Source organism: Dietzia sp. SYD-A1 (assembly GCF_015356725.1).
Taxonomy (GTDB): Bacteria; Actinomycetota; Actinomycetes; order Mycobacteriales; family Mycobacteriaceae; genus Dietzia.
In genome coordinates this window covers 1-6,448 of sequence record NZ_JADDKI010000033.1, presented here as the reverse complement: position 1 = coordinate 6,448, position 6,448 = coordinate 1, and the positions used below count along the sequence as shown (strand labels likewise).

The 6,448-nt window shown below is 69.7% G+C and carries 7 protein-coding genes; 3 read left to right on the top strand and 4 right to left on the bottom strand.

What is annotated here, in order from left to right:
- Positions 1-832, top strand: an 832-nt coding sequence (locus tag IY392_RS02060) for a DNA-processing protein DprA (RefSeq protein WP_194860384.1), incomplete at its 5' end; no start/stop codon positions are given.
- A gap of 20 nt (positions 833-852) precedes the next feature.
- On the opposite strand, the gene madM is transcribed toward IY392_RS02060, so the two are convergent.
- Genes madM through IY392_RS02040 form a run of 4 tightly spaced genes read right to left on the bottom strand, consistent with a single transcriptional unit; the run spans position 853 to position 4,861 of the window.
- Positions 853-1,611, bottom strand: coding sequence for a malonate transporter subunit MadM (gene madM, locus IY392_RS02055; protein WP_194860383.1), 759 nt, complete (start codon positions 1,609-1,611; stop codon positions 853-855).
- Between the two features lies 1 nt (position 1,612).
- Positions 1,613-2,020: a malonate transporter subunit MadL gene (gene madL, locus IY392_RS02050; RefSeq protein WP_107756640.1), complete on the bottom strand. Its 408-nt coding sequence runs from the start codon at positions 2,018-2,020 to the stop codon at positions 1,613-1,615.
- A 22-nt stretch (positions 2,021-2,042) separates the two neighbouring features.
- Positions 2,043-3,563: an AMP-binding protein gene (locus IY392_RS02045; RefSeq protein WP_194860382.1), complete on the bottom strand. Its 1,521-nt coding sequence runs from the start codon at positions 3,561-3,563 to the stop codon at positions 2,043-2,045.
- Positions 3,560-4,861: a malonyl-CoA decarboxylase domain-containing protein gene (locus IY392_RS02040; RefSeq protein WP_194860381.1), complete on the bottom strand. Its 1,302-nt coding sequence runs from the start codon at positions 4,859-4,861 to the stop codon at positions 3,560-3,562. Before IY392_RS02040 ends, IY392_RS02045 begins: the two co-directional genes overlap by 4 nt.
- A 142-nt stretch (positions 4,862-5,003) precedes the next feature.
- Here IY392_RS02040 and IY392_RS02035 point away from each other — a divergent pair, with 142 nt between their 5' ends.
- The gene (locus tag IY392_RS02035) at positions 5,004-5,666 is read left to right on the top strand and encodes a GntR family transcriptional regulator (RefSeq protein ID WP_107756637.1); all 663 of its coding nucleotides are present in this window, start codon (positions 5,004-5,006) and stop codon (positions 5,664-5,666) included.
- A gap of 60 nt (positions 5,667-5,726) precedes the next feature.
- Positions 5,727-6,448 (top strand): tyrosine-type recombinase/integrase (locus IY392_RS02030; protein WP_194860380.1); only part of this gene is annotated, 722 nt, incomplete at its 3' end.

Sequence of the window (6,448 nt, the reverse complement as noted above, 5' to 3'; positions counted from 1 at the left end):
GTGGCGGGGTGCCGCGGATCCCGCGCGGACGCTCGGGAGATCCGTCGCCGTGGTGGGTACCCGCGCCCCCACCTCGTACGGAAGGGCGGTGACCGCCGACCTCGCGTCCGGCGTCTGCGCGGAGGGGTTCACGGTGGTCTCCGGCGGCGCGTTTGGGATCGACGCGGCGGCCCATCGTGCGGTCCTCGGTGCGGGCGGGAGCACGATCGCGGTCCTCGCCGGAGGAGTGGACCGTCTCTATCCCCGCGGCAACGACGGGATGCTGCGGGCGGTCGCGGAGTCCGGTGCGGCGGTCTCGGCGCAGGCTCCGGGAACCGGGGTGACCCGGTACCGGTTCCTCGACCGGAACAGGCTCATCGCGGCCCTGGGCAGGGCGACGGTGGTGGTCGAGGCGGCCGCCCGCAGCGGTGCGCTGAGCACCGCCGCGTGGGCCGCTGCCCTGGACCGACCTGTGGGCGTGGTTCCGGGCCCGGTCACCTCGGTCGCGTCGGTGGGATGCCATCTGCTCGCGCGGGACAGGGGAGCGGTGCTGGTCACCAGGACCGCAGACGTGGTCGAGCTGGCCGGCGACATGGGGGAGACCGCCGAACCGCCCTCCGGGCATGCGAGCACCTGGGACGGGTTGGATGACGTGACCAGGCGGGTCCTGGAGGCGCTGCCGATCACGGGTGGGGCGGCACCGGCCGAGATCGCCGCGTCGGCCGGGACTCCGCTGATCGTCACCAGGACGGTTCTCGGCCGGTTGTTGTCCGCGGGCGCCGTGTCCCGTGGCCCCGAAGGGTGGCGCAGATCCGGGGACGGCGGCGTCCAGCTGACGATCCCGGTGGCGTGACAGCGCCCCGCGTCCGACGGTTACAGGATCGCCTGCAGTGCGAGGTAGAACAGCGACGGCCCCAAGAGGCAGCCGAGTCCGGTGTAGAACGTGGCGGTCATGGCGCCGTAGGGCACCAGCCGCTCGTCGGTGGCCGCGAGACCTCCCGCCACGCCTGAGGTGGTCCCCATCATCCCGCCGTACACCATTGCCGATTTGGCGTTGTTGAGCCGGATCAGCGGCGCGATGAGCGGGGTGGCGACCATCACCAGGACCGCCTTGATGAGTCCTGCGGCGACCGAGAGTGCGATGACCTCGGAGGAGGCACCCACCGCCGTTCCGGTGACCGGCCCCACGATGTACGTCGCGGCGCCGGCTCCGATGGTCGCGAGTGACTCAGGGTCGGTGTAGCCGAAGCCCCAGGCCAGCGCGGCGCCCACGAAGAACGACACCCACACGCCGGCGACGAGCGCGATCACTCCCGCGAGCCCCGCTTTCCGGATCTCCCGCAGGTCCACCCCGAACGCGGTGGAGACGATGGCGAAATCGCGGATCATCGCGCCACCCATGAGTCCGAGCCCGGCGAAGAGGGCGATGTCCGCCACCCCTTTCTCACCACCCGTGTGTTGCCCGGCCCAGTAGGCCAGAGCGAGACCGACGATGATCGCGATCGCCGAACCGTGCAGCATGCCCCGGGTGAGTCTTCTCGAGAGCCAGCCGGATATCAGGATCGTCACACCGACCAGGGTGAACGCGAACAACAAGCCGTTGGACTCCAGAACGTCGATGACGGTGTCCATGTCAGATCTCCTGAGCTGCCGAGTCGGGATCGGCCAGTGGTGGCAGGGGCGCGGAAGGCGGTCCGATTCTGGAGATCACCGGCACGAGGGCCGCGCCGACGAGCATCGCGGCGAGCCCGGCCGCGACCGCCGCGGCGCCTCCGGAGACCGCCGCGGAGACGTTCTGCACCGAGGCCATCGCGACGACCACGGGGATGTACATCGCGCTCCAGAACAGGACGCCCCGTTCGGATGGCTGTGGGAGCCGCCCCTTTCGCCGCATCACGTCGGTGATGACGATGAGCAGCAGCATGCCGAAGCCGACTCCGCCGACGTTCGCGTCCACGCCGAGAAGCTCGCCGAGTAACTGTCCGATCGCGGCGCCTGCGAGGGTGCACCCCGCGAGAATCGCCACTCCGTAGATGACCATGATCTCTCTCCAGCTCCGGCGCTCAGGCGCCGTTGTCGGTGAACAGGCCGGCGTACCGCGTGCGCAGTTCGGCCTTCTGGACCTTGCCCATCACGTTTCGAGGCAATGCCTCGACGACGCGGACGGCCTTGGGCTGCTTGAATCGCGCCAGCCGATCCGCGACGGCTCCGATCAGGGCGGATTCGTCGGGCGTCTGCCCCGGCGCGGCGACCACCACCGCGACGACGGTCTCGCCCAGATCGGGGTGGGGGACCCCGATCACCGCGGACTCTGCGACGGTGGGCTGCGCGTCGAGAAGTTCCTCGATCTCGACCGGGTACACGTTGAACCCGCCCGAGATGACCATGTCCTTGTCGCGGCCGACGATGCTGAGATAGCCGTCGTCGTCGAACCTGCCCACGTCACCGGTACGGAAGAAGCCGTCCTCGCAGAACTCGGCCGCCGTCTTCTCCGGCATGTTCCAGTACCCGGCGAACACGTTGGGCCCACGCACCTCGATCCCACCGATCTCACCTCTGCCGAGCGAGGCCCCGGTCTCCCTGTCGGTGATCCGGACCTCGACCCCGGGCAGGGGCAGGCCCACGGTGCCCGGCCGTCGCTCGCCCTCGTACGGGTTGGAGGTGTTCATGCCCGTCTCGGTCATGCCGTAGCGCTCCAGGATCCGGTGGCCGGAGCGTTCCCCGAACGCCTCGTGGTCAGAGGCGAGGAGGGGAGCGGATCCGGAGACGAAGAGTCGCATCCCCGCGCACAGCTCGGGGGTGACCCGGGAGTCTGCGGCGAGTCTCGTATAGAACGTGGGCACCCCCATCAGCACCGTCGACCGCGGGATCAGGTCGACGATGGCGTCCGCGTCGAACTTGGGCAGGTAGTGCATGCTCGCGCCGGTGGTGAGGGTCAGATTCGCGGCGACGAAGAGTCCGTGGATGTGGAAGATCGGCAGCGCGTGGATCAACCGGTCCTCGGCCGTGTACCGCCAGTACTCGCGGAGAGCGTCGCAGTTCGACGCCAGGTTGCCGTGGGTGAGCACTGCACCCTTGGACCGGCCGGTGGTACCCGAGGTGTACAGGATCGCGGCCGGGGAGCCGGGGTCCGCCGGATGGACGTCGTGGTGGTTCTCCCGAGACCGGAGAAGACTGCCGTCGCCCTCGGTGCCGAGCGTCTCGATCGTCGTGGAGGCCGGCACCCGGTCGCGGAACTCCGCCTCGCGAGCGGGCGTGCAGACGAGCACGCGCGGCGTCGCGTCACCGAGGAAGTAGTCCACCTCCGGCCCGGTGTACGCGGTGTTGAGGGGCAGGAAGACCCCGCCCACCTGCAGGGTCGCCAGGTACAGCGCGATCGCCTCGGGCGACTTGTCCACCTGCATCGCGACCCGATCGCCGGGCTCGACGCCGTCCGCGCGCAACCGGGCTGCGATGCGGTGCACGATATCCGCGGTGGCGCCGTAGTCGAGCGTGGTGCCGTCGGGGAGGTCGAACAGGACGGCGTCGGGCCGCCGCCGGGCATGGCCGAGGAACGAGTCCAGAACCGATTCGAACGTGCTCACTGGTGGGACTTCCTTTCAATGGGCGGGGGTGCCGGCCGGCAACTCCCGCTGTGGGTCGTGAGGAGGTCGGTGACCGAGTCACTCGAGGCGACGGTGCCGTGCCGCACGAACCTCTCGTGCCGGGGTTCGAGTTCGGCCGGTTCGTAGCGGTAGTTGACCATCGCTCCGTAGGACTGGTTGATCCCGTTCGCGGAGCAGTCCGCCGGCCAGTTGAGCCGCCAGGCCTCGGCGCCGTTGCTGAGATGGAACCGGGCCACCCGGTCATGTGGCCGGCCCCTGTCGTCTTTGACCAGGCAGATGTACCGCGCCGCGGCGGCCACCACGTGCGGGCGCAGCTCGTCGACCTCCGCCGTGTCATCCCGGCCCGATTCCTGCGTGAGGTCGAGGACGGCGAGGCGATGCCGTAGACCGCGGAGGTGGGGATCGTCCTGGGCGTCGAGCCAGCGCCGGAATCCGGGAATCGGCGACAGGGTCACGAAGGTGCTCAGGTGGGGGAGAGCGTCGCCGACCTCATCGATGACGTGTTTGATGAGCAGGCTGCCGAGGGACACGCCGGCCAGCCCGTCGAGGCAGTTGCTGATCGAGTAGAGCACCGCGGTGTCGGCCTCCGTCACGGAGAGGGCGGGTCCGGGGCGGAGGATGGGCGCGATGTCGGCGGGGACGCCCCGGGTGAGGGCGACCTCGACGAAGATCAGCGGCCGAATGCCGGTGGCCGGATGGAAGAACGCGTACATCCGCCGGTCGGCCGGCTGCAAGCGGCGGCGCAGCTCGTCGAGTCCGGCCATCGGGTGCACCTGTTCGTATCGGATCAGATGATCGAGCAACTCGCCCGGGGAGTCCCACGTGACCTCCTCCATGCGGAGGAATCCGCGGTTGAACCACGAACCGAGCAGGTGGTGCAGGTCGTGGTCGAGCGAGCGGAGGTGCGGATGGTCGGCGAGCAGCGCCCGCAGATCCGATCGCAGCTCGGTGAGCGCGTGTGTCGCCCCGGGGGCGTGATTGATCCTGCGGAAGAGCTTCTGCCGACGCGGTTCGACGGCGTCGACGAGCTCGATCTCCGCGGCCGCGGCCCGCGCCGTGTCGCGCCCGGTCGCAGCCCAGGCCGCATACGCCCGCTCGACACGCTGCGGGTCGACGCCGTAGCTCTCGACCAGATGAGTGAAGAACTCGACGCGACGATCCGCCGGGAGCTCTCGGTAGGCCCGCAGCAGGCCGTCCCCGACGTTCCGCATCGACGCCTCTCCGATGTCGCTCATGAGCTCGGTGCAGGCGTCCATGAGTCGCGTCAGTGGGGTCATGGCGTCCTCCTGGAGTGCATACGGGCTGTTCGGGGGCTATATGTGTTTCATAACCGTTGTTATATACATCACAACTACTATCAGACTGTGAGCGCGGTCACAAGAAGGTGGCGGGATATTCTGGCCCTCGAGGAGGTGGGCGATGGTGCGGGTGACCGAGTCCCAGCGGGTACGGGACGCATTGGAGAACGCTGTGATCGACGGCCGATACCGGCCGGGCGACCGCCTCGATCCGGTGCGGTTGGCGGAGGAGTTCGGCTGCTCGCGCACTCCCATCCGAGAGGCGCTGCAGGCGCTCGAGCGGTCGGGTTTGGTGCAGATCAGGCCCAAACAGGGCACGTTCGTCACGCACTTCGGCGTCACCGATCTGGCGGAGCGGTTCGAGGTGATGGCGGAGCTGGAGGGCATGGCGGCCCGCCTCGCGGCCCGGCGGATCCGGCCGGAGTCCGTGCGATCCATGGAGGACGCTCTCGCTGAATGTGAGGAGCGCGCGATCGCGGCGGACGCGGACGGCTACTACTACGCGAACGCGCGTTTTCACGGGGTGATCTACGAATCCTGCGGCAACGAGTACCTCACCCGGCAGTCATTCGATCTGAAGAAGGTGCTGCAGCCCTACAGGCGACTCCAGCTGCGGGTCCCGGACCGGATGCGGCGCTCGCTCGCTGAGCACCGGGCGATCGCCGACGCGATCGTGGGGGGCGAGCAGGACAAGGCGGAGGATGCCGCCCGCGACCACGTCTTGGTCCAGGTCCGGGAGTTCAGCGAGCTCGTGCGCATCTGGCGCACCATCGCCTCGAACTAGACCGTGCGCGGCTCAGGCACGCCTTGCGCGCCGAGGTGACACAAGTGACAATTGTTACTCATGGGGAACAACGCGGGCGCGAAAGACGGTCGCGGCTCTCTTCCGCCCGCCCTCGAGGTCGTCGTCGACGACTACGTCACCGATCTCAGGACCGGACGGTCGCGCTCCGAGGCCACCGCGCGGTCGTACCGCTCCGATGTGCGGGCGTTGCTCGCTCACCTCGGATCGGACGGCGACGGACCGGACACCGCGGCCGACCTCGCCGGATCACTCACCCTGCCCGCGCTCAGGGGGTGGCTGGCCGCTCAGGTCGGCGCCGGTGCCGCCCGGTCGACCATCGCCCGGCGCGTGGCCGCGGCCCGGTCCTTCAGCACGTGGGCGTTCCGCAGAGGTGTGCTCCCCACGGACGTGGCGGCCCGGCTGGAGGCGCCGCGGGCGCGGCGTCATCTGCCTCAGATCCTCGATCGGGTCCAGGCCGCCGAGACGATCCGGACCGCCGACCTGGGGGCCGCGGAGGGCGACCCGATCGCCCTGCGGGATCGACTGGTCGTGGAGTTGCTGTACTCGTGTGGCATCCGCGTGGCCGAACTGTGCGGAACGGACGTCGACGATGTGGACACCGAGCGGCGCCTGTTGAGAGTGGTCGGCAAGGGCGACCGGGAGCGCGCGGTCCCCTACGGTCCGCCCGCCGACCGCGCACTGCGCGCCTGGCTCGACGGAGGAAGACCCGCGCTGGCCACCCCCGCCTCCGGTCCAGCGCTGCTCCTGGGAGCACGCGGGGG